Origin of the sequence: Streptomyces sp. TP-A0874 (assembly GCF_001748085.1) — a bacterium.
Lineage (GTDB): Bacteria > Actinomycetota > Actinomycetes > Streptomycetales > Streptomycetaceae > Streptomyces.
Map to the genome: position 1 here is coordinate 77,830 of NZ_BBZK01000003.1, position 17,960 is coordinate 95,789.

18 protein-coding genes, 1 tRNA gene and 1 pseudogene are annotated in these 17,960 nt (G+C 70.2%); 13 read left to right on the top strand and 7 right to left on the bottom strand.

The genetic code is table 11. The features are described from left to right. Window positions 1–47: 47 nt before the first annotated feature. Window positions 48–686 carry an RDD family protein gene (locus BGP73_RS00305; protein WP_069811118.1) on the top strand — a complete coding sequence of 213 codons (639 nt, stop codon included), beginning with the start codon at window positions 48–50 and terminating at the stop codon, window positions 684–686. A gap of 55 nt (window positions 687–741) precedes the next feature. Here the strand turns inward: BGP73_RS00305 and BGP73_RS00310 are convergent, their stop codons facing one another. Continuing rightward, a complete protein-coding gene (locus tag BGP73_RS00310) occupies window positions 742–1,041 on the bottom strand; it encodes a hypothetical protein (RefSeq protein WP_069811119.1) in 300 nt (99 codons plus the stop codon). Window positions 1,042–1,406: 365 nt separating this feature from the next. Here BGP73_RS00310 and BGP73_RS00315 point away from each other — a divergent pair, with 365 nt between their 5' ends. Beyond that, complete coding sequence (locus tag BGP73_RS00315) at window positions 1,407–3,803, top strand: immune inhibitor A domain-containing protein (RefSeq protein ID WP_069811121.1); 2,397 nt, start codon at window positions 1,407–1,409, stop codon at window positions 3,801–3,803. Between the two features lie 400 nt (window positions 3,804–4,203). Beyond that, window positions 4,204–4,527, top strand: a pseudogene (locus BGP73_RS00320) (hypothetical protein); the annotation flags it as partial. A 178-nt stretch (window positions 4,528–4,705) separates the two neighbouring features. On the opposite strand, the gene BGP73_RS00325 reads toward BGP73_RS00320, so the two are convergent. Both BGP73_RS00325 and BGP73_RS00330 read right to left on the bottom strand, forming a co-directional pair. Further along, window positions 4,706–5,293 (bottom strand): isochorismatase family protein, encoded by a 588-nt coding sequence (locus tag BGP73_RS00325; protein ID WP_069811122.1) that lies wholly within the window; start codon window positions 5,291–5,293, stop codon window positions 4,706–4,708. Window positions 5,294–5,465: 172 nt separating this feature from the next. Continuing rightward, window positions 5,466–6,794 carry a nicotinate phosphoribosyltransferase gene (locus BGP73_RS00330; protein ID WP_069811124.1) on the bottom strand — a complete coding sequence of 443 codons (1,329 nt, stop codon included), beginning with the start codon at window positions 6,792–6,794 and terminating at the stop codon, window positions 5,466–5,468. Between the two features lie 120 nt (window positions 6,795–6,914). Here BGP73_RS00330 and clpS point away from each other — a divergent pair, with 120 nt between their 5' ends. The 9 genes from clpS to rph all read left to right on the top strand — a co-directional run bounded on the left by clpS (window position 6,915) and on the right by rph (window position 13,582). Then, complete coding sequence (gene clpS, locus BGP73_RS00335; protein ID WP_107473920.1) at window positions 6,915–7,217, top strand: ATP-dependent Clp protease adapter ClpS; 303 nt, start codon at window positions 6,915–6,917, stop codon at window positions 7,215–7,217. Continuing rightward, on the top strand, window positions 7,217–7,810 hold the full coding sequence (locus BGP73_RS00340) for a DUF2017 domain-containing protein (RefSeq protein ID WP_069811128.1): 594 nt from the start codon (window positions 7,217–7,219) through the stop codon (window positions 7,808–7,810). The genes clpS and BGP73_RS00340 overlap by 1 nt, the downstream gene beginning before the upstream one ends. Before the next feature lie 357 nt (window positions 7,811–8,167). Further along, entirely contained in the window at window positions 8,168–9,613 is a 1,446-nt protein-coding gene (locus BGP73_RS00345; protein WP_069811129.1) for an amino acid permease, read from the top strand. A 117-nt stretch (window positions 9,614–9,730) separates the two neighbouring features. Further along, a complete protein-coding gene (locus tag BGP73_RS00350; RefSeq protein WP_069811131.1) occupies window positions 9,731–10,144 on the top strand; it encodes a Mov34/MPN/PAD-1 family protein in 414 nt (137 codons plus the stop codon). Between the two features lie 95 nt (window positions 10,145–10,239). Beyond that, window positions 10,240–10,338 (top strand): putative leader peptide, encoded by a 99-nt coding sequence (locus BGP73_RS23860; RefSeq protein WP_374701104.1) that lies wholly within the window; start codon window positions 10,240–10,242, stop codon window positions 10,336–10,338. A gap of 73 nt (window positions 10,339–10,411) precedes the next feature. Continuing rightward, window positions 10,412–10,723, top strand: a complete 312-nt coding sequence (locus BGP73_RS00360; protein ID WP_069811134.1) for a MoaD/ThiS family protein — start codon at window positions 10,412–10,414, stop codon at window positions 10,721–10,723. Next, window positions 10,723–11,673 (top strand): PLP-dependent cysteine synthase family protein, encoded by a 951-nt coding sequence (locus tag BGP73_RS00365; protein WP_069811136.1) that lies wholly within the window; start codon window positions 10,723–10,725, stop codon window positions 11,671–11,673. The genes BGP73_RS00360 and BGP73_RS00365 overlap by 1 nt, the downstream gene beginning before the upstream one ends. A gap of 252 nt (window positions 11,674–11,925) precedes the next feature. After that, complete coding sequence (locus tag BGP73_RS00370; protein WP_069811138.1) at window positions 11,926–12,678, top strand: MBL fold metallo-hydrolase; 753 nt, start codon at window positions 11,926–11,928, stop codon at window positions 12,676–12,678. A 157-nt stretch (window positions 12,679–12,835) separates the two neighbouring features. Beyond that, window positions 12,836–13,582, top strand: coding sequence for a ribonuclease PH (gene rph / locus BGP73_RS00375; RefSeq protein WP_069811139.1), 747 nt, complete (start codon window positions 12,836–12,838; stop codon window positions 13,580–13,582). Between the two features lie 84 nt (window positions 13,583–13,666). On the opposite strand, the gene BGP73_RS00380 is transcribed toward rph, so the two are convergent. Then, window positions 13,667–14,494, bottom strand: a complete 828-nt coding sequence (locus tag BGP73_RS00380; protein ID WP_069811141.1) for an alpha/beta fold hydrolase — start codon at window positions 14,492–14,494, stop codon at window positions 13,667–13,669. 300 nt (window positions 14,495–14,794) lie between these two features. Between BGP73_RS00380 and rdgB the strand changes: the two genes are divergently transcribed. Continuing rightward, the gene (gene rdgB, locus BGP73_RS00385; RefSeq protein WP_069811143.1) at window positions 14,795–15,397 is read left to right on the top strand and encodes an RdgB/HAM1 family non-canonical purine NTP pyrophosphatase; all 603 of its coding nucleotides are present in this window, start codon (window positions 14,795–14,797) and stop codon (window positions 15,395–15,397) included. Window positions 15,398–15,468: 71 nt separating this feature from the next. Here rdgB and BGP73_RS00390 read toward each other — a convergent pair. The 3 genes from BGP73_RS00390 to bcp all read right to left on the bottom strand — a co-directional run bounded on the left by BGP73_RS00390 (window position 15,469) and on the right by bcp (window position 17,920). After that, a tRNA-Leu gene (locus BGP73_RS00390) sits at window positions 15,469–15,552 on the bottom strand. A 118-nt stretch (window positions 15,553–15,670) separates the two neighbouring features. Next, a complete protein-coding gene (locus tag BGP73_RS00395) occupies window positions 15,671–17,215 on the bottom strand; it encodes an MFS transporter (RefSeq protein WP_069811144.1) in 1,545 nt (514 codons plus the stop codon). Window positions 17,216–17,452: 237 nt separating this feature from the next. Continuing rightward, on the bottom strand, window positions 17,453–17,920 hold the full coding sequence (gene bcp, locus BGP73_RS00400) for a thioredoxin-dependent thiol peroxidase (protein ID WP_069811146.1): 468 nt from the start codon (window positions 17,918–17,920) through the stop codon (window positions 17,453–17,455). Window positions 17,921–17,960 lie beyond the last annotated feature (40 nt).

A 17,960-nucleotide genomic window follows, 5' to 3' on the forward strand; every position in this document is an offset into this window, starting at 1 on the left:
GCGTAGGCCGGGATGCGCCGCCGCGGCCGCCGCGGTCGACTGGCGGCATGAGCAGCGACCAGCCGCCGGAAGCGGGCGGTCCGCAGGACGAGGACCCGTTCCGCAAGGGGCCGCCCCGGGAACCACCGCCGAACGCGCCGTTCGGGGGTGGCTCAGACGATCCGTTCGGCGGGGGCTTCCACGGGCATGAGCCGTTCGGCGGAGGACCCTACGACACGCCGGACCCGCTGGCCGGGATGCCCCCGTTGGCCAACCGGGGGCGGCGGCTGCTCGCCCGGATCATCGACAGCCTGCTGATCGGCATCCCGGTCGGTTTCGTCATGTCGCTGATCGTCGGCGGGATCGAGAACAACAGGGTCCTCACCGCGGACAGCGGGCAGTCGACGATCGTGCAGATCATCGTGCTCCTGGCGTACTTCGTCTACGACGCCGTGATGCTGACCACCTACGGGCAGACGGTCGGCAAGAAGCTGATGAGGATCCGGGTCGCGATGCTGAGCGACGGGTCGATCCCCTCCGGCCAGGCGGGCTGGTTCCGGGCCGGTACCTACGCCCTTCCGCAGTTGGTGCCGTGCTGCGGGTTCGTCTTCTGGCTCATCAACGTCCTGTGGTGCACCTGGGACCGGCCCTACCACCAGTGCCTGCACGACAAGGTGGCCAGGACCGTCGTGGTGGCGGCGCACTGACCGCCGCGGAGGCGAGGGCGGCGCCGGTCTTCCGGCCGCCGCCCTTTCCATATCGTCAGCGGCTGAGCGAGTGCTCCCTCACCCGGCGGCGTGCGGCGAGCGGTTCGGAACCGGAAAGCCGAGCGGAAACCCCGTGGGTGAGGCTCCGGTGGGGCGCTGCCGGGCGGACCGACCGGTCCGCGGGGCGGGAGGCCGGAGCCCTGATCGCCACGACGATCCCGAGCACCAGTCCGATCACGGAGGCGAGGGCGACCCCGAGCCCCGAGCGGGCCTGGGTCAGCAGCAACAGGGCGGCGGTACCGAAGACGACGGTGGCCGAACCGTAGACGAGCTGTGCGGCAGTCGGACGCGGCATAGCGGAAACCGTCCTTGGGACGTCTGATGGGGGTCTGGTTGGCCTTCGGGCCGTGAACGGCACGACTCCAGGCGCGCCGCGGAGACTCTACGCTGCTGTCTGCCCCGCGGGGCCACCGGTAAGCGTGACCTCAGCCACGCCACGTTGCACGGGGGGCGCACGGAGTCAGCCGTCCTCCGTGACCATCGGGCGTACGCGCCGGTCCGGCTATGGCGGAGCTGTCCGGTTCCTGCTGCCCGCGCGGAGGGTTGCCCTACTATGCTGGCGTGTTCAGGTCAAGGACTGTTTTTTTGGCCGTCCCTCAGGTGCAATGCCCCCCTGAATAGCAGCACTGGCAACTCCGGAGGGACAAGCGCGAAGTGAGAATGAGCCATCGGAGGGCATACAGATCCGCAGCCCTGGCCACGGCCGTCGCTGCGATCGGAGCGATAGCTCTGCCCGCAGCCGCCGCGCCGTCCAACGGCGGCGAAGCCACCACCGGTTTGGAGCGCCGAGACCCGGCGCCGGCCAAGGTCGACACCGAACACGACCTCAAGGGCCCCTTCAGCGACCGCCAGGAGGCGGAGCGCAAGGAAGCGCTCCAGGATGTCCTGGCGGGCAAGAAGAAGGCCGAGAAGCGAGGGAACTCACAGGTCGTCAAGCTCGGCAAGGGCCGGTACGTCGAGCTCGGCCGGGAGAAGACCGACAAGATCTTCACCATTCTCGTCGAGTTCGGCGACAAGGTCGACGACACGACGATGTACGACCCGGACGGGCCGGAGGGCCCGGAGGAGCCCATCGTGAAATACGGTGGCGACCCCGGCCCGCGGCACAACGAGATCGCCGAGCCCGACCGCCGCGAGGACAACAGCACGGCCTGGCAGGCTGACTACAACCAGGAGCACTACCAGGACCTGTACTTCTCCGAGGAGAAGGGCAAGGAGTCCCTCAAGAAGTACTACGAGAAGCAGTCCTCCGGCCGCTACTCGGTCGAGGGCGAGGTCTCGGACTGGGTCAAGGTCGAGTACAACGAGGCCCGTTACGGTTCGAACTACTGCGGCGACTCCATCTGCGACAACGTCTGGGACCTGATCCGCGACGGCGTCAACCAGTGGGTCGCCGACCGGAAGGCCGCCGGCCAGAGCACCGAGGAGATCCGGGCGGAGCTGGCCGAGTACGACCAGTGGGACCGCTACGACTACGACGACGACGGCGACTTCAACGAGCCGGACGGCTACATCGACCACTTCCAGATCGTGCACGCGGGCGAGGACGAGTCCGCGGGCGGCGGTGTCCAGGGCGGTGACGCCATCTGGGCCCACCGCTGGTACGCCTACGGAACGGACGCGGACAAGACCGGCCCGGCTGACAACAAGGCCGGTGGTTCGGAGATCGGTGACACCGGGATCTGGGTCGGCGACTACACCATGCAGCCGGAGAACGGCGGTCTCGGCGTCTTCGCCCACGAGTACGGCCACGACCTCGGTCTCCCGGACCTCTACGACACCAGCGGACTGGGCGAGTCGTCGGTGGCCTTCTGGTCTCTGATGGCCTCCGGCTCCTGGATGGGCACCGGCAAGAACGAGATCGGCGACCTGCCGAACGACATGAGCGCCTGGGACAAGCTGCAACTGGGCTGGCTCAACTACGACACCGCCAAGGCGGGCAAGAAGTCGACCCACAAGCTGGGGGTCGCGGAGTACAACACCAAGGACAAGCAGGCCCTGGTCGTCGAACTCCCGGCGAAGTCCAAGACCACCACCATCGTGAAGCCCGCGGAGGGCGAGAAGCAGTGGTGGAGCGACATGGGCAACAACCTCAAGAACACCCTGACCCGCTCCGTGGACCTCACCGACGCCTCGTCGGCCTCACTGGAACTGCGGGGCTGGTGGGAGATCGAGGAGGACTACGACTTCCTCTACGCCGAGGCGACGACGGACGGCGGCGCCAACTGGACCGTGCTGGACGGCACGGCCGACGGACAGGCCATTCCGCGTGACGGCGGCGACAAGCCCGGCCTGACCGGTTCCTCGGAGAGCTACCGGGACCTGGTCTTCCCGCTGGACGACTACGCCGGGCAGAAGATCGACATCCGCTTCCGCTACCAGACGGACGGCGGACTGGCGCTCAAGGGCTTCGCGGCGGACGCCATCTCGGTCGTCGCGGACGGCGAGGCGGTCTTCACCGACGGCGCCGAGGGCGACGACAACGGCTGGACGGCCAACGGCTTCTCGCGCATCGGCGAGTCCTACACCAAGGACTACCCGCAGTACTACATCGCGGAGAACCGCCAGTACGTCTCCTACGACAAGACGCTGAAGACCGGTCCGTACAACTTCGGCTTCACCTCCACCCGTCCCAACTGGGTGGAGCACTACCCCTACCAGAACGGGCTGGCGATCTGGCTCTGGGACACCTCGCACACCGACAACCAGGTCGGCGTGCACCCCGGTGAGGGGCTGGTCCTGCCGATCGACGCGCACGCCAAGCCGGAGAAGTGGGCGGACGGAAGCATCATGCGCAACCGCTTCCAGGCCTACGACTCGCCGTTCAGCGGCTGGCCCACGGACGGCTTCACCCTCCACCTGGACGGGGTGCCGACGAAGGTCAAGGCGAAGAAGGGCGTGAAGGTCTTCGACGACCGCAAGGGCACGTACTGGTACGAGTCCAACCCGACCGGTGGTGTGAAGGTGCCGGACACCAACACCCGGATCGAGATCGTGAAGGAGCCGCGCAGCGGTGTCACGATGACCGTGAAGGTCGGCCCCTCCAGCCGGCGCTGACCGACTGCTCGGACGGATCGGCCACCGGTTCCGGTGACCGAGCGCCCCGCCCCGGCCACACCGGGGCGGGGCGTCGTCACGTCCGGCCCGTTCCGGCACCGGACACCGCCGGCTGCCCGATCCACACGGGGCCGCCTCGTCGCCCCTCCGCGGAGGCCGGCGGGACCCGCCGGCAGTGACCCGGATCTCCTGGCGGTCACTCCTCGGAAGCGGCCGCCAGCTCGGCGTCAGCGCGCCGCAGCTGACCGGCCGTGGTGGCCGGGATGCCGATTTCGGCATTGTTTCCGCAGGTCAGAGCTTGATCCGCAGAAGAGCCTCTGGCGGTCGGCCGACGGAGGGGTTTAGATGCAGTCAGAAGGTTTTGTCGACACGTGGCTCGGGCGGGGGGAGTGGAGAAGAGATGGCCGGTGGAGGATTCGTCAAGCTGCCCAGCGGCGCCGTGGTGGTCGCACTGTCGCTTCCCCGCCCCGGAGGCCGGGCGGCAGCGGGCGGCCCCGGGCCGCGAGTGCGGGTGCTGGTCCACGCCCTGAACCGGGCGCGGGCGCTGACCCGGGTGCGGAACCTCGGGTGGTGCTCGGTCTTCCTCCGAGGCAACGCGGACCCGCCGACCCCCGACGAGGTCACCGCGGTGCTCCACCACCCCGACGGGATCGTCTGGCGCTCCGTCCCCAGCGGGCCGGCGGAGTGCTGGCAGCCGATATCCAGCCTGCTGCGACCGGCCGCACCGGAGGTCCGCTGGACCCTCGAGGACATCGCCGCTCCGGCGCTGCTCGGCACCGACCAGGCTGCCGAGCCCGCCGTCGGGCCGGGCGGCACTCCGCCCCGGCAGCGCTCCGCGGGCTGGTCCGCGGTACGCCCCGAGCCCGCCGCCGGCGGGCCGCTCACCGCCGGGGGACGCCGGCTCAGCCGATGACCGGCTTGCCGCTCAGGGCCACGCCGGCGGCGTGCAGCTCCTCAACCGCCAGGGCGGTCGTCTCCTCGGCGACGGCCGCCGTCAGGTCGAGCAGCACCCGGGTGGTGAACCCCTGCCGGGCGGCGTCCAGCGCGGTGGCCCGTACGCAGTGGTCGGTGGCGATGCCCACCACGTCGACCTCGGTCACCTCGCGCTCCCGCAGCCAGTCCCCGAGCGCGGTGCCGTTCTCGTCCGTGCCCTCGAACCCGCTGTACCCGGAGCTGTAGGCGCCCTTGTCGAAGACCGTGTCGATCGCGCCGGAGGCGATGGCGGGGGTGAAGTTCGGATGGAAGCCGCTGCCCTCGGTGCCCGCGACGCAGTGCGCCGGCCAGGAGGTCTGGTAGTCCGGCTGTTCGGAGAAGTGGTCGCCCGGATCGACGTGGTGGTCCCGGGTGGCGACCACGTGCCGGTAGCCGGCGGTCGACTGGCCGACCAGATCGGTGATGGCCGCGGCGACGTCGGCGCCGCCCGCCACGGCCAGGCTTCCCCCCTCGCAGAAGTCGTTCTGCACGTCTACGACGATCAGTGCCCGGTGCATGGTGCCGCCCTTCGGCTGGATGTGCGGCGGGGCTCAGCCCCGTCCGAAAGGCCTGGGAACCTTCCCAGACCCGAGGGTAGAGAATCGAGAGCCCGCGCGGGAGGGGTGCGCCGCCGGCCGCCACGGCGTCGACCGGGTCCCCGACCGGTGAGCCCCGGCGCCACGGCGGAGTTCACACGTACTCCGTTGGAATGACCGGCTCGCCCCGCGACAGCTGCATCGCCGACAGCGGCAGGCCCGCAAGCGCGGCCTTGTGCCGGTCGCGAGCCGCTTCCAGGGGTTCGCGCACCAGCACCTCACCGTCCTTCACCAGCTCCGTCAGCAGCTGCCGGTCGGCCAGCTCCCCGGGGACCGGGCCGACGCCGATGACCTCGGCCTCCGCAACCCCGGCCGCGTCCAGTCGGCGCGCGGCCCACTTCCGGCCGCCGATCGAGGTCTTGGAGCCCATCGACTTCTTGGCCACCGCGCGCAGCGGTGCGTCCGGCGCTCCCGACTCCGCGCGTGCGACCAGTTTGTACACCATGGAGCAGGTGGGGTGGCCACTGCCGGTGACCAGCTGGGTGCCGACCCCGTAGGAGTCGGCGGGGGAGGCGGCCAGAGAGGCGATCGCGTACTCGTCGAGGTCGCTGGTCACCACGATCCTGGCGCTGGTCGCCCCCAGTTCGTCCAACTGCCGCCGGACCCGGTGGGCGATCAGGAGCAGGTCTCCGGAGTCGATCCGGACCGAGCCCAGCTCGGGACCGGCGATCTCGACGGCCAGCCGGACCGCCTCGTCCACGTCGTAGGTGTCCACCAGTAGCGTCGTGCCCCTGCCGAGCGACTCGACCTGGGCCCGGAAGGCGTCCCGCTCGCTGTCGTGCAGCAGGGTGAAGGCGTGGGCGCTGGTGCCCACGGTCGGGATGCCGTACCGGAAGCCCGCGGCCAGGTCGGAGGTCGAGGAGAAGCCGCCGATGTACGCCGCCCGGGAGGCGGCCACCGCGGCGAGTTCGTGGGTGCGCCGGGCGCCCATCTCCACCAGGGGGCGGTCCCCGGCGGCCACCGCCATCCGGGAGGCGGCCGCCGCGACGGCGGAGTCGTGGTTGAGGATCGACAGCACCACCGTCTCCAGCAGCACCGCCTCCGCGAAGCTCCCCTCCACCCGCAGGACGGGTGAGCCGGGGAAGTACACCTCGCCCTCCGGATAGCCCCAGATGTCCCCGCGGAAGCGGTAGCCGGCCAGCCACTCCAGGGTCCGCTCGTCCACCACCCGCTGTTCCCGGAGGAAGCCCAGCACGCCCTCGTCGAAGCGGAAGTTCTCCACGGCGTCCAGCACCCGGCCGGTACCCGCCACCACCCCGTAGCGCCGACCGGTGGGCAGCCGGCGGGTGAAGACCTCGAAGACCGAGCGGCGGTCGGCGGTGCCGGAGTGCAGTGCGGCCTGCAACATGGTCAGTTCGTACTGGTCGGTGAAGAGCGCAGTCGACGGTACGGTGACCGGAAGTCCGAGGTCTGCTGTGTTCATACTCTGATGCTAACCCCATCTCGTCAGGTTGACGATTTTATCCGGCCCCCCGGCGCCGCCGCGTCGAGGGGTGGTCCGTTTGTGCGACGGACGGCCCCGGGTGGCAGCATGGTTCGCGTGATGAGCGTCGCACCCACCGAGATCGAACGCACGGAACCGGCGGAGGCACCGGTCGAGGTGCCCGCGCCCGACGTCCCCTGGATCACCCTGGTGCACAACGACCCGGTGAATCTGATGAGCTATGTGACGTACGTCTTCCAGACGTACTTCGGTTACCCGAAGGACAAGGCCGAGAAGTTGATGCTCGACGTGCACCACAAGGGCCGCGCCGTCGTCTCCAGCGGGAGCCGGGAAGAGATGGAGCGGGATGTCCAAGCCATGCACGGCTACGGCCTGTGGGCGACCCTCCAGCAGGACCGCTGATGCCCGGGCAGTTCGAACCCCTCGGCGATGGCGGCTGCGCGGTGCTGCTCGACGAGGTGGAGATCTCCATCCTGCGCAGTCTCGCCGTACAACTGCTCGAGCTGATCGGTCCGGGGGACGAACCGGCCGCGGGTGAGGATCCGCTGGCCGCGCTGTTCAGCGAGGGCCCCAGTGAGCCGCCCGCCGACCCCGCGCTGGCCCGGCTCTTCCCGGACGCCTACGGGGACCCCGGCCGGCCGGAGGAAGAAGCGGAGGCCCGGGCCCGCTCGGCTGAGTTCCGCCGCTTCACCGAGCCGGACCTGCGCACCCGCAAGCGCGAGGACGCCCTGGCGGTCGTACGGTCGCTCGACGCGCTGGCGGCCACCGGGGAGCACGGCGCGGTGCTGGAGCTGGGCGTTGAGGACGCCCGGCAGTGGCTCGGCGCCCTCAACGACCTGCGGCTGGCCATCGGAGCCAGGCTGGAGGTGACCGACGACCAGGACGGCGGCGAGTTGTACCGGTTGCCGGACGACGACCCCCGCAAGCCGATGGTGATCGCCTACCTCTGGCTCGGTGAACTGCAGGGCAGCCTCATCGAGACGCTGACCGGTTGAGTTCTGCTCCGGGGCGAGCCGTCTCCGCGCGGAGCGGTCGCCCGGCGCGGGCACCGGGAGACGACCGGCGACCAGGGCCACGATCGGCGTCAGGTAACGATCAGTAAAAAAGATCATCCTGATTTGCGCGTCGATGGTGCTTTTCTCCGCCTTCTGTTGTGGTCTGCCCACATCCGTCCACTGAGGGTTCCCGGCGCGACCTCGGCGCCGGGTGGCAGTTCCGCACGTCCGCGCTCCCGGTACCGGCTCCTCCCCGACCGCCGGGGCCGAACCGGTCCACCGCCGACGGGCGGGCTCCGCCCCGGGGCGGAAGCCGTCCCGGACCGGCTGGGCCGGTAGTGAGAAAGGCGCACACTCATGGCCCCGACGCAGGTCACCGGAGCGCACGGCGATCACCAGGGCGGAGACGGCGCCCCGGCCGAGGGGTACCAGCGGGCCCTCGGCGGCCGTCAGGTGCAGATGATCGCGATCGGCGGCGCGATCGGCGTCGGGCTCTTCATGGGGGCCGGAGCCAACATCGCCAGGGCCGGCACCAGCATCATCGCGATGTACGCGCTCGCCGGCGTGGTCATCTTCTTCATCATGAGGGCCCTGGGGGAACTGCTCCTCTACCGCCCGGTGACCGGGAGTTTCGCCGAGTACGCCCGGGAGTTCCTGGGGCCGTTCTTCGGCTACGCGACCGGGTGGACCTACTGGCTGCTCTGGATCGTCACGGGCATGGCCGAACTCACGGCGGCCGCCATCTACGTCCACTACTGGTTCCCGGGGGTCCCGCAGTGGGTCAGCGCCCTGGCCTTCCTGGTGGTCCTGTTCGGAGTCAACCTGATCTCGGTGAGGACCTTCGGGGAGGTCGAGTTCTGGTTCTCCATGATCAAGGTCACGGCCATCATGGGCATGATCGTCATCGGGCTGGGGGTGCTCACGCTCGGCTTCTCCGCCGCCGGGGAGAGCGCCACCCCCGGAAACCTCTGGGCCCACGGCGGCTTCTTCCCCAACGGCATCGGCTCCAGCCTGATGACCTTGCAGGGGGTGATGTTCGCCTACGTGGCCGTGGAACTCGTCGGGGTGACCGCCGGCGAGAGCCAGAACCCGGAGAAGACCCTCCCCAAGGCGATCAACACGCTGCCCTGGCGCATCGTCCTCTTCTACGTCGGCTCGCTCGCCGTCATCCTCGCCGTGGTGCGGTGGACCGAGTTCTCCGCCGGTGAGAGCCCGTTCGTCCACGCCTTCAGCCGGATCGGGATCCCCCTGGCGGCCGGCATCGTCAACTTCGTGGTCCTCACCGCGGCGCTGTCCTCCTGCAACTCCGGGATGTACTCCACCGGCCGGATGCTGCGCGACCTCGCCACCAACGCGGAAGCGCCCAAGGCGCTGGGCAGGCTCAACGCCCGCCGCACCCCGGCCGCCGGCATCACGCTCTCCGCGAGTCTGATGGGTATCGGTGTGGTGCTCAACTACGTCGTCCCCGAGAAGGCGTTCTTCTACGTCACCTCGGTCGCCACCGTCTGCGCCATCTGGACCTGGGGGATGATCCTGGTCAGCCACATCAGCTACCGGCGCGCGGTGGTCGCGGGCCGGCTGCCCGCCTCCTCCTTCCCGGCGCCGGGCGGCTCCTCGTTCAGCTGGGCGGCGCTCGCCTTCCTCAGCTTCGTCACCGTCCTCACCGCCATCGACGAGGACGCCCGCGTCTCCCTCTACGTGGGCATCCTGTGGGCCGTGGTCCTGGGCGCCGGCTGGCTCGTCCGCGGGCGCTCCGCCCAGCGGACCGGGCAGCCGTCCCGGCAGGTGGAGCCCGCTCCGTGACCTCGCGGCCCGGCGCCACCGCGGCGCGGGCGGGTGCTGCCCGAGGAGAGAGACCCGTTCTTGAGGAGTGAGACACCCGCGGGTCGTTCCCGGGGTCTGTCTGCCTATCCTGGCGCCATGCTCATCATCACCAGGGACCTCCACGACCAGATCATCGCGCACGCCCGCGCCGACCACCCGGACGAGGCGTGCGGAGTGATCGCCGGCCCCGTGGGGTCCGGCCGCCCGGAGCGCTTCATCCCGATGTTCAACGCCGCGCGTTCCCCCACGTTCTACGAGTTCAGCTCCGAGGACCTGCTGCGGCTCTACCGGGAGATGGACGACCGGGACGAGGAGCCGGTGGTCATCTACCACTCGCACACCGCCACCGAGGCCTACCCCTCCCGGACGGACGTGGCCTACGCCAACGAACCCGGCGCCCACTACGTGCTGGTCTCGACGGCTGACGAGTTCCCCAGCGACCTGCGCTCCTACCGCATCGTGGACGGCGAGATCACCGAGGAGGAGGTCAAGGTCGTCGAGTCCTACTGAGGCTTCGACGCGACTGACCGCCCGTCTGTCCAGATGATGTCCGCATGGCGGGACATGATCTCGGGCCTCGGACGGGGAATCGATACCATGCACCCATGGTTGTCCAGGACGTGAACCCCAACTCGCCGGGCGAGCTGCTCGTAGGCCGCCCACACGTCGACCTGGGCCGCCTCGCCGCCGCTCTCTGTCGCTGAGCCGGCCCCCATCCGCTTTTCCCCCGCCGGCCAGTGTGCCGAGCCACGCACCCATCCCGACAGGAGCTTCCCCATGGCCATCGAGGTCCGCATCCCCACCATCCTCCGCACCTACACCGACGGGCAGAAGACCGTGGAGGGCAGCGGGGCCACCGTCACGGAGCTCTTCGCCGACCTCGAGTCCCGCTACAGCGGCATCCAGGAGAGGCTGCTCGAAGACGGCGAACTGCGGCGCTTCGTCAACGTCTACCTCAACGACGAGGACGTCCGCTTCCTCGAGGGCGTCAACACCAAGCTGAGCGACGGGGACAACGTCACCATCCTCCCCGCCGTCGCCGGTGGCTCCTCCGCGCAGGCGACCGTCCGCAGCGCGGCCAACCGCTGATGCGATACGACAGCCCGCTGGCCGCGGTGGGCAACACCCCCCTGGTGTGCCTGCCGCGGCTGTCGCCGGCCCCGGAGGTCCGGATCTGGGCCAAGCTGGAGGACCGGAACCCGACCGGGTCGGTCAAGGACCGGCCGGCCCTCCACATGATCGAGCAGGCGGAGAAGAACGGCCGGCTCAGCCCCGGCTGCACCATCCTCGAGCCGACCTCCGGGAACACCGGTATCTCGCTCGCGATGGCCGCCAAGCTCAAGGGCTACCGCATGGTCTGCGTGATGCCCGAGAACACCTCGGCCGAGCGGCGCGAACTCCTCACCATGTGGGGGGCGGAGATCATCCCCTCCCCGGCCGAGGGAGGCTCGAACGAGGCCGTCCGCCGCGCCAAGGGGCTCGCAGCCGAGCACCCCGACTGGGTGATGCTCTACCAGTACGGCAACCCCGACAACGCCGGCGCGCACTACAGCACCACCGGCCCGGAGATCTTCGCCGACCTCCCCTCCGTCACCCATTTCGTCGCCGGACTCGGCACCACCGGCACCCTGATGGGCGTCGGCCGCTACCTTCGGGAGCAGAAGCCCGACGTCCGGATCGTGGCCGCCGAACCGCGCTACGACGACCTCGTCTACGGTCTGCGCAACCTCGAAGAGGGGTTCGTGCCGGAGCTCTACGACGAGTCCGTGCTCACCACGCGTTTCTCGGTGGGCTCCGAGGACGCCGTCGCCCGCACCCGGGAACTGCTCCAGCAGGAGGGCATCTTCGCCGGCGTGTCGACCGGCGCCGTGCTGCACGCCGCGCTCGGCGTCGGGCGGAAGGCCCTCAGGGCCGGGGAGAGCGCGGACATCGTGTTCGTGGTGGCCGACGGTGGCTGGAAGTACCTGTCGACCGGGGTCTACACGGCGGAGACCACCGAGGACGCCGTCGCCGCACTGCACGGCCAACTCTGGGCCTGAGCGCTCCTCGGCGCCGCATCGGGCAGGTTCCGAGGCGGGGGCCTGTCCGGCCGATCGGGAAGATCCGCCGGGCGGACCCCGCCAGCTCGGTTCCTGGGCCCGGAGCCCCCATACCGGTGAAGCCGCGGGTGAGTTGCCCCACAACGGCGACCCGCGAAGGAGCCACCGGCCGTATCCCGTCTTACGCTCGACGGACCATACGGCCCCCCTGAACCTCCCACGGGGCCCCCAGTCCACGGAGGTCTCCGCTCCATGAAGCTCACGGTCGTCGGCTGCTCGGGGTCGTTTCCGTCCGCGGACTCCCCCTGCTCGAGCTACCTGGTCGAGGCTGACGGCTTCCGGCTGCTCCTCGACATGGGCAACGGAGCTCTCGGCGAGTTGCAGCGCTACTGCGGCCTGTACGACCTCGACGCGATCTTCCTCAGCCATCTCCACGCCGACCACTGCATCGACATGTGCGCCTACTTCGTCGCCCGCTACTACCGCTTCGACGGCGGGCCGGCGGCCGCCATCCCGGTGTACGGCCCCGAGGGCACCGAGCAGCGGCTGACCACCGCCTACGCGGACACACCGTCCGAGAAGTCGATGAGCGAGGTCTTCGACTTCCGGGTGCTCCAGCCGGGCACGCTCGAAGTCGGCCCCTTCACCCTCCGGGTCGACCAGGTGAACCACCCGGTCGAGGCCTACGGCGTCCGGGTCGAGCACGGCGGCCGGGCGCTGACCTACTCCGGAGACACCGGCGAGTGCGCGGCGCTCGACGGGTTGGCCAAGGGGGCGGACCTGTTCCTGTGCGAGGCGTCGTTCACCGACGGCAAGGAGGACGTCCCCGGCCTGCACCTCAACGGCAGGCAGGCCGGGGAGCAGGCCCGCAGGTCGGAGGTCGGCCGGCTGGTGCTGACCCACATCCCGCCCTGGACCGATCCGTCGGTGAACCTCCGCGACGCGGAGGCGGCCTTCGCAGGCCCCACCGAGCTGGCCCGCCCGGGTGCGGTCTACCACCTCTGAAGCCCCCGACGCCCGGTGGCGTCGCTCCCGGGCGGACCAGCGCACGGCCCTCGGCCGCGTGGACGCAAGGCGGCGCGAGCGGCCGGTACCGGCGCTCTTCCGCTGCACGGCTCCCGCATGGACCGGGTGGGTCGGCGTTGCCGATAGGGTCGGGGCCATGCTTTTGACAGATGGAGTGCGCACCGACGGCCGAACCCCCGAGCAGCTCCGCCCGGTGACCATCGAGCGCGGTTGGAGCAAGCACGCCGAAGGTTCCGTGCTCATCTCCTTCGGCGACACGAAGGTCCTCTGCAACGCCAGCGTCACCGAGGGCGTCCCACGGTGGCGCAAGGGGAGCGGGGAGGGCTGGGTCACGGCCGAGTACGCCATGCTCCCGCGCGCCACCAACACCCGGGGCGACCGGGAGGCCGTCCGGGGCAGGATCGGCGGGCGGACCCATGAGATCTCCCGGCTGATCGGCCGTTCGCTGCGGGCCGTGGTCGACTTCAAGTCGCTCGGTGAGAACACCATCGTGTTGGACTGCGATGTGTTGCAGGCCGACGGCGGGACCCGCACCGCCGCCATTACCGGCGCGTACGTCGCCCTCGCCGACGCCGTCGCCTGGGCCCAGGGCAAGAAGCTCGTCAAAGCCGGCCGCCAGCCGCTCACCGGCACCGTCGCCGCCGTAAGCGTGGGCATCGTCGAGGGCGTTCCGCTGCTCGACCTCTGCTACCGGGAGGACGTCACCGCCCAGACCGACATGAACGTGGTCTGCACCGGCGACGGCCGTTTCGTGGAGATCCAGGGCACCGCGGAGGGCGAGCCCTTCGCCCGGGTGGAGTTCAACGGACTGCTCGACCTCGCCGTCGCCGGCTGCGCGGAGCTCGACGGCGTGCAGCGGGAGGCGCTCGCCAGGACGCTGTGACCTGGGGGGCACACCGGGACCCGCGGGCCCCGGCATCCGGCTCACCGGTTACGGGCTGTCAGTTCAACGGGCGCGGGGGCGAGTTCAACCGCGAGCGAAGGCCAGCAGGTCCGCGTTGAACCGCTCGGCGAACCCGGGGAGCATCGCGAGACCGTGCGGGGCGCCCGGGTAGACCTTGAAGGTGGCGTCCCTGACCAGCTTCGAGGACTTGTCGCCGGCCGCAGCGATGGGCACGATCTGGTCGTCGTCACCGTGCACGATCAGTGTCGGGATGTCGATCCGCTTCAGGTCCTCGGTGAGGTCCGTCTCGGAGAAGGCCCTGACGCAGTCGTAGGCGCCCTTGATCCCCACCGACATCGACCAGAGCCAGAACTCGTCGCGGGTGCCCTGGCTCACCGTCGCCCCCTCGCGGTTGGCGCCGAAGAAGGCCGCGCTGAGATCCCGGTAGAACTGCGAGCGGTCCCCGGCGACGCCTGCCCGGATCTCGTCGAAGACCTCGATCGGCAGTCCCTCGGGGTTCGCCTCCGTCCTGAGCATCAGCGGTGGGATGGCGCTGAGCAGCACGGCTCTGGCGACCCGGCCGGAGCCGTGCCGGCCGATGTAGCGGGCTACCTCGCCCCCGCCGGTCGAGTGGCCGACCAGGATGGCGTCCCGCAGGTCCAGCGTCTCGATGAGGGCGGCGAGGTCGTCGGCGTAGGTGTCGAGATCGTTCCCGTGCCAGGGCTGCCCGGAGCGTCCGCCACCGCGTCGGTCATGGGCGATCGCCCGGAAACCGCTGTCCGCCATCAGCTTCGCCTGTGGGTCCCAGGCGTCGGCGGTCAGCGGCCAGCCATGGCTGAACACCACCGGCTGACCGGTCCCCCAGTCCTTGTAGTAGATCTCCGTGCCGTCTCCGGCGGTGACGAAGGGCATGGTGCCGATCCTTTCGACGGGTTCCAGGACGCCAGGCCGAGGCGGGCGCCTGGCTCTCCTCGGAACACCGGGCCGGGCCGCCCGGGTGCAACCGAGGAGGGAGCTGCGGAAGACGGAAGAGGCGACCGGAACAGCTGTTTCCTCCCGGTTACGCTAGCCACCCGGCAGCACCGACCCGGGGCACGACGCGCACCGGCCGTGGTTCCCGTCCGCCGCCCGTCCTCGGGGGCAGGTCGTGGTGTGACGTTCCCCGTCCGGCCCGGGGCAAGGCGGCTCCGGGGCGGCCGGGATAATCGCCCCATGAAGCGCCTCATCCTCGCCACCCGCAACGCCAACAAGGTCACCGAACTCCGTGCCATCCTGAGCGGCGCCGGACTCGACGTGGAACTCTCCGGGGCCGACGCCTACCCCGAGGTGCCGGACGTCAAGGAGACCGGTGTGACCTTCGCGGAGAACGCCCTGCTCAAGGCGCACGCCCTGGCCGGCGCGACGGGCCTGCCCGCCGTCGCCGACGACTCGGGACTCTGCGTGGACGTCATGAACGGCGCTCCGGGCATCTTCTCCGCCCGCTGGGCCGGCCGGCACGGTGACGACCGGGCCAATCTCGAACTGCTCCTGGCCCAGCTCTCCGACGTGCCCGCACCCCATCGGCGCGGGTCCTTCCGCTGCGCCGCGGCGCTCGCCCTGCCGGACGGTACCGAACGCGTCGTCGAGGGTCGCCTCACCGGGACCCTGCGCCACGAACCGGCCGGGAAGAACGGCTTCGGCTACGACCCGATCCTCCAGCCGGACGGGGAGGACCGCACCTGTGCCGAGCTGACGGCCGAGGAGAAGAACGCGATCAGCCACCGGGGGAAGGCGTTCCGGGAACTGGTGCCCGTCATCCGCGAGTTGCTGGGCTGAGTCGGAGCACGGTCGCCTGCCCGACGTGCCGAAGGCCCCGGGACACCTCCGCCTCGGGGCCTTCGGAGCGGTGCGGCCGGAGGGATTCGAACCCTCACGGGTGTTAACCCACTGGGACCTAAACCCAGCATGACTGCCAGTTCCATCACGGCCGCGGGCCAGACATATCGTAACCGGTCGCCGTAGCCGCCGGACCTCCGCCTTTCGCCGTCCGCCCGAGGAAGGGCGGACGGCGAAAGGCAGGGCCCGGGCGGCGGCGCGGCGGTCCGACGGTCAGAAAGTGGGCTGCTGCGCCTGGGAGCTGACCAGGCGCGCCGCTTCCTCCTTGGTCGTCACCGAGGGGGGTGAGCCCTCCAGCGGACGTCTGGCGGTCTCCGTCATGAGGGCCACCGCGACGACGCCGATCAGGGCCGCCGCCATCGTGTAGTAGGCGGGCATCAGGGGGTTGCCGGTGGTGTCGATCAGGGCGGTGATGACCAGGGGGGTGGTGCCGCCGAAGATGGAGACCGCGAGGTTGTAGCTGATGGACAGGGAGCCGTAACGCACATCGGTCGGGAAGAGGGCCGGCAGCGCCGCGGACATGGTGCTGAGCAGGCAGACCAGGCAGAGGCCGAGCATCCCCATCCCCGCGATCACCGCGAGCAGACTGCCCTGTCTGACCAGGAGGAAGGCAGGGAGGGAGAGGACGACGAAACCGAGCATCCCGGCCATCAGCAGCGGCTTGCGACCGTAGTGGTCGTTGAGCCGTCCGACCTGGCTGATGACGGCCATCAGCGCGATCATGACGCCGATGAGCACCAGCAGCCCGTGGGACTCCTTGTAGTGCAGCTGATCGGTGACGTAGGTGGGCATGTACGACAGCAGCATGTAGTCGGTGATGTTGTACGCGCCCACCAGGCAGACGCACAGCAGCAGCCTGGGCCAGTGCTCGGCGAAGATCCGGCCGAACGCCTTGCGGGGCGCGTTCTCCGAGAGGTGCGCGAACTGCTCCTGCTCCTGCTCGTGCGGCTGGGCGGCGGTCTCCGCTGCTTCGGGGACGTTCGTCTTCGAGGCCTCCAGGCGCTGGAAAGCCGGGGTCTCCTCCAGTCTCATCCGCAGGTAGAGGCCGACCAGCCCCAGTGGGCCGCCGACCAGGAACGGGATGCGCCACCCCCAGGCGTCCATGGTGTCGGGACCGAGCCAGGCCCGCAGACCCGCGACCAGGCTGGCGGCGGCGACGTAGCCGGCGAGGGTGCCGAACTCCAGGAAGCTGCAGAAGAAGCCGCGTCGCCGGTCCGGCGCGTACTCCGCCATGAAGGTGGACGCGCCCCCGTACTCGCCGCCGGTGGAGAAGCCCTGCACCAGGCGGAAGAAGATCAGCAGCACGGGAGCCCACAGGCCGATGCTGGCGTAGCTGGGGATGAGCCCGACACAGAAGGTGCCGGTGGCCATCAGGAGGATCGTGGCGGCGAGCACCTTCTTGCGGCCGATCCGGTCGCCGAGTGGGCCGAAGAACGAGCCGCCGAGGGGGCGGACCACGAAGGCTACGGCGAAGGTGGCGAACGAGGAGAGGAGTTGGGTGGTGCCGCTGCCGCCGGGGAAGAAGACATGGCCGATGGTCACGGCCAGGTAGCTGTAGATCCCGAAGTCGAACCACTCCATCGCATTGCCCAGTGCGGCTGCCTTGACGGCGCGTTTGACGGAGTGCGTGTCGGTGACGGTGATGTCGCTCCGGCGCAGCTTGGGGTTGCGCCTGCGCTGGACGGCGCGGAAGAGGGCCGGGTGCCGCTTCCGGGCGTACGGATCGGTCTCGCCTGCGGAGCCCCTGTCGACCGGCATGGCGCTCCTCTCGCTGACGGAAGCTGGAGCCGGTGCGCCTGATGGCACGGTGGTGGGTCGAGACCCCACGGAGGTCGACTGGTGCCGGATGGGGCGCTAGGGGTAATTGTTGCTTATGTCGGACGGGCTCGCGGTCGATTGCCCGTCAGGTCGAGCGGTTTTCCCGTATGCGTCCCCCGAACGGCGCGGAGCGCTCCGGGCCGTTCGGGGGACGCGGGGACTCCCGAGACGGGCCTGTCAGATGGCGAGGTCCCGGATGAGCTTCGCCACGTGCCCGGTGGCCTTGACGTTGTAGAGGGCCCGCTCGACCTTGCCCTCCTCGTCCACGATCACGGTGGAACGGATGACGCCGGTCACCGTCTTGCCGTAGAGCTTCTTCTCACCGAAGGCGCCGTAGGCCGCGAGCACGCTCTTCTCCGGGTCGGCCAACAGAGTGACCTGGAGGTCCTCGGCCTCCCGGAACTTCGCGAGCTTCTCCGGGCGGTCCGGCGAGACGCCGATCACCTCGTACCCCGCGCCGGAGAGCAGTTCGAGGTTGTCGGTGAAGTCGCAGGCCTGCTTGGTGCAGCCCGGGGTGAGCGCGGCCGGGTAGAAGTAGACGATGACCTTGCGCCCGCGCTTGTCGGCGAGTGAGACTTCCTTGCCGTCCGCGTCGGGCAGGGTGAAGGCGGGGGCGGTGTCACCTGGGGCGAGTCGCTCGCTCATCGGGTCTCTCCTCGTCGATGCGGGTGGTTCGGGGGCCGGG

Coding starts and splice junctions, on each gene's coding strand:
- BGP73_RS00305 (WP_069811118.1), top strand. CDS start 48: ATGAGCAGCGACCAGCCGCCGGAAGCGGGCGGTCCGCAGGACGAGGAC.
- BGP73_RS00310 (WP_069811119.1), bottom strand. CDS start 1,041: ATGCCGCGTCCGACTGCCGCACAGCTCGTCTACGGTTCGGCCACCGTC.
- BGP73_RS00315 (WP_069811121.1), top strand. CDS start 1,407: ATGAGCCATCGGAGGGCATACAGATCCGCAGCCCTGGCCACGGCCGTC.
- BGP73_RS00325 (WP_069811122.1), bottom strand. CDS start 5,293: ATGCACCGGGCACTGATCGTCGTAGACGTGCAGAACGACTTCTGCGAG.
- BGP73_RS00330 (WP_069811124.1), bottom strand. CDS start 6,794: ATGAACACAGCAGACCTCGGACTTCCGGTCACCGTACCGTCGACTGCG.
- clpS (WP_107473920.1), top strand. CDS start 6,915: ATGAGCGTCGCACCCACCGAGATCGAACGCACGGAACCGGCGGAGGCA.
- BGP73_RS00340 (WP_069811128.1), top strand. CDS start 7,217: ATGCCCGGGCAGTTCGAACCCCTCGGCGATGGCGGCTGCGCGGTGCTG.
- BGP73_RS00345 (WP_069811129.1), top strand. CDS start 8,168: ATGGCCCCGACGCAGGTCACCGGAGCGCACGGCGATCACCAGGGCGGA.
- BGP73_RS00350 (WP_069811131.1), top strand. CDS start 9,731: ATGCTCATCATCACCAGGGACCTCCACGACCAGATCATCGCGCACGCC.
- BGP73_RS23860 (WP_374701104.1), top strand. CDS start 10,240: ATGGTTGTCCAGGACGTGAACCCCAACTCGCCGGGCGAGCTGCTCGTA.
- BGP73_RS00360 (WP_069811134.1), top strand. CDS start 10,412: ATGGCCATCGAGGTCCGCATCCCCACCATCCTCCGCACCTACACCGAC.
- BGP73_RS00365 (WP_069811136.1), top strand. CDS start 10,723: ATGCGATACGACAGCCCGCTGGCCGCGGTGGGCAACACCCCCCTGGTG.
- BGP73_RS00370 (WP_069811138.1), top strand. CDS start 11,926: ATGAAGCTCACGGTCGTCGGCTGCTCGGGGTCGTTTCCGTCCGCGGAC.
- rph (WP_069811139.1), top strand. CDS start 12,836: ATGCTTTTGACAGATGGAGTGCGCACCGACGGCCGAACCCCCGAGCAG.
- BGP73_RS00380 (WP_069811141.1), bottom strand. CDS start 14,494: ATGCCCTTCGTCACCGCCGGAGACGGCACGGAGATCTACTACAAGGAC.
- rdgB (WP_069811143.1), top strand. CDS start 14,795: ATGAAGCGCCTCATCCTCGCCACCCGCAACGCCAACAAGGTCACCGAA.
- BGP73_RS00395 (WP_069811144.1), bottom strand. CDS start 17,215: ATGCCGGTCGACAGGGGCTCCGCAGGCGAGACCGATCCGTACGCCCGG.
- bcp (WP_069811146.1), bottom strand. CDS start 17,920: ATGAGCGAGCGACTCGCCCCAGGTGACACCGCCCCCGCCTTCACCCTG.